This window comes from Streptomyces alkaliphilus, from assembly GCF_014141535.1.
GTDB classification, from domain to species: Bacteria; Actinomycetota; Actinomycetes; order Streptomycetales; family Streptomycetaceae; genus Streptomyces; species Streptomyces alkaliphilus.
On the sequence record NZ_VKHT01000693.1, the window covers coordinates 1 to 2,831 of the forward strand.

The following is a 2,831-nucleotide window of genomic DNA, read 5'->3' on the forward strand; positions in this document are numbered from 1 at the left end:
ACGGTGCGATGTGTACAAGAGACAGCCCCGGAACCGCCGTGGTCGCTCCCCCACCCCGCCGCGCCGGCGGGCGCGCCCGTGCCGGAGGCGGCCTCCTCCGGCAGTTCGGCCGGCGGCGCCGGCTCACCGGCGGGATCCCCCATCCCGGCGTCCCGGTCGATCGAGACCAGGGCGAACGCGATCACGCTCAGGCCCATCACCACGGCCAGCACGCAGGCCACGGGGCGCTGCCAGCGTCCCGGTCGCCGGGCGGGCGGCGCCGGGGGGCGCGCCGCGGCCCCGACGGGGTCCGGGACCCCGCCGCCCCCCGCGCGCCTTCCGTCCCCGACCGGGCGGGCGACACCGCCGAGCCCGGAGACCCGGGCCCCGGCGTCGGGGAAGAGGCCGTGCCCCAGGCCGTACCCGTACCCGTAGGTGTGACCGAAGCCCGGCTCGGGAAAGGCCGCCCCGGGGTCCGCGGGGTCGGCGAAGGGATGGTCGTAGACGAGCGGGTCACCGTCGGGGAAGGGTTCGGCACGCTCACGGGCCGCCTCGCGCTCCGCGCGCTCCAGGGCGGCCTCCAGCGATCGCTCGGCGGCGCTGGGCTCACGCACCCGCGCCGCCGCGACGAACGCCTCGTCGAGCACCAGGGCGTCGAACGCCTTGTCGGCCGCCCCGTGGTCTGGGCTGTCGGGTCCCTCACCGTCCGGGAACGGCGGGCCCGTCGGGTCCTCCGGCACCCTCCCAGCCTAGGGCGATCGGGGAGCGAACGGGAAGTCCCGCCCGAATTCACCCCCGGACGTGCCCCTCGCCGGTGACGACGTACTTGGTCGAGGTCAGCTCCGGCAGGCCCATGGGGCCCCGGGCGTGGAGCTTCTGGGTGGAGATGCCGATCTCGGCGCCGAAACCGAATTGACCCCCATCGGTGAATCGCGTCGAGGCGTTGACGATCACCGCCGTGGAGTCCACCCGGGAGACGAACCGCCGCACCGCCGCCGTGTCGCGGGAGATGATCGACTCGGTGTGGCCGGAGGACCAGCGCCGGATGTGCGCCACCGCGGCGTCCAGGTCGGGCACCACACCGGCGGCGATGTCCAGGGAGAGGTACTCGGTTCCCCAGTCCTCGTCGGTGACCGGGACGACCTCGACCCCGGCCGAGGCGCCGGCCTTGGCCCAGGTCTCGTCGCCGTGCACGGTCACCCCGGCGTCCCGCAGCGCGGCCAGGGCGAGCGGCAGGAAGCGGTCGGCGACGCCGGCGTGGACCAGCACGGTCTCCGCCGCGTTGCACACGCTCGGGCGCTGGGCCTTGGAGTTCACCAGCAGCTCGACCGCCATCGCGAGGTCGGCGGCCTCGTCCACGTACACGTGGCAGTTGCCGACGCCGGTCTCGATCACCGGCACCACCGACTCACGGACCACCGTGTTGATCAGGGAGGCGCCGCCGCGCGGGATGAGCACGTCCACCAGGCCGCGGGCCCGCATCAGCTCACGCGCCGACTCCCGGCCCTCTCCGGGCACCAGCTGCACGGCGTCGGCGGGCAGACCCGCGTCGGCCACCGCGTCGCGCAGCACCTCCACCAGGGCGGTGTTGGAGGCGTAGGCGGAGGAGGAGCCGCGCAGCAGCACGGCGTTGCCGGACTTCAGGCAGAGGGCGGCGGCGTCCACCGTCACGTTCGGCCGGGCCTCGTAGATGATGCCGACCACGCCCAGCGGCACCCGCACCTGCCGCAGCTCCAGCCCGTTGGGGAGCGTGGAGCCGCGCACCACCTCGCCCACCGGGTCGGGCAGCGCGACCACGTCGCGCACGTCGGAGGCGATCGCCGCGATCCGCTCGGGGGTGAGGGTCAGCCGGTCGATGATGCCCTCGGCGGTGCCGGCCTCCCGGGCGCGGGCGACGTCCCGGGCGTTGGCCTCGGTGATCTCCGCCGTCCGGGCCTCCAGCGCGTCGGCCACGGCCAGCAGCGCGCCGTCCCGCACGGTGCGGGGCAGTGGTGCCAGCTCGGCGGCGGCCTCGCGGGCCCGACGGGCGACCGCGAGCACCGGGGAATCCTCCGGGACCCCGGCGACCGGGGTGGGGTTTTCGGTGGACGCGGCGGCCTCGGGGGCGGTACGGCTCATGGCCGCCAAGGGTACCGGGACCGATCACCGGAACCGGCGGTTCGTCCGCATCCCGGGCAGGGGCTCCGCCCGCCCCCGGGGGCTCCGGAGGAGCCCCCCGCGCCGACCGCCGCGCCTTCGCTTCCCGAACGCGCCCGGGGCCCGGACGAGCGCTCCCGCCCCGGGTTCACCCTTCCGGGTGGAGGCCGGAGGCTGGGCCCACCGGGGCGGGCGCCCCGGCGGCGGAGCGGCTGGGGAGCCCCGGACCGACCCGGGTCGGAGGGTTCAGAAGGGGTGCACGCCCACCGGCACCGCCGGCGGCGGTCCGTAGCCCTCGGCGATCCGCTGGTGGTAGACGTCCCGGCCGATCACCTCCAGACCGACGATCTCCCACGGCGGCAGACCCGCCGTGCGCCGGTGCTCGCCCCACAGCCGCAACGCGACGGCGGCGGCGTCCCGCAGGTCACGGGCCTGCTCCCAGTAGCGGATCTCGGCGTGGTCCTCCGCGTACCTGCTGGTCAGCAGGAACGGATGATCGTGCGCCAACCGCTCCAGGGCGCCCCGCACATCCTCCACCGGGGCGGGCGCGCCTGCGACGCTGAGCGTCACGTGCCACAGCCGGCCCTCCTCGGCGTCCCCCGGGTCGGCCCGCTCCTCCTCGGGGCGATCCGTCCGCCCCTCCTCGACGCTGGCCAGTCGTCTCACCGGCGGCCTCCTGACATGGTGCTGGTGTGCTGCCTTCGTCTCTTCCACGC

Annotated in this window: 3 protein-coding genes; all 3 read right to left on the reverse strand. The window is 76.0% G+C overall.

From position 1 onward, the window contains the following. The coding region (locus tag FNQ90_RS18570) for an SCO2584 family spore wall biosynthesis protein (protein ID WP_182607412.1) at positions 1 to 719 on the reverse strand (719 nt) is incomplete at its 3' end. A 49-nt stretch (positions 720 to 768) separates the two neighbouring features. Continuing rightward, positions 769 to 2,019, reverse strand: a complete 1,251-nt coding sequence (locus tag FNQ90_RS18575; RefSeq protein ID WP_323380057.1) for a glutamate-5-semialdehyde dehydrogenase — start codon at positions 2,017 to 2,019, stop codon at positions 769 to 771. Positions 2,020 to 2,361: 342 nt separating this feature from the next. Beyond that, positions 2,362 to 2,781 carry a hypothetical protein gene (locus FNQ90_RS18580; protein WP_143622123.1) on the reverse strand — a complete coding sequence of 140 codons (420 nt, stop codon included), beginning with the start codon at positions 2,779 to 2,781 and terminating at the stop codon, positions 2,362 to 2,364. Positions 2,782 to 2,831: the final 50 nt, after the last annotated feature.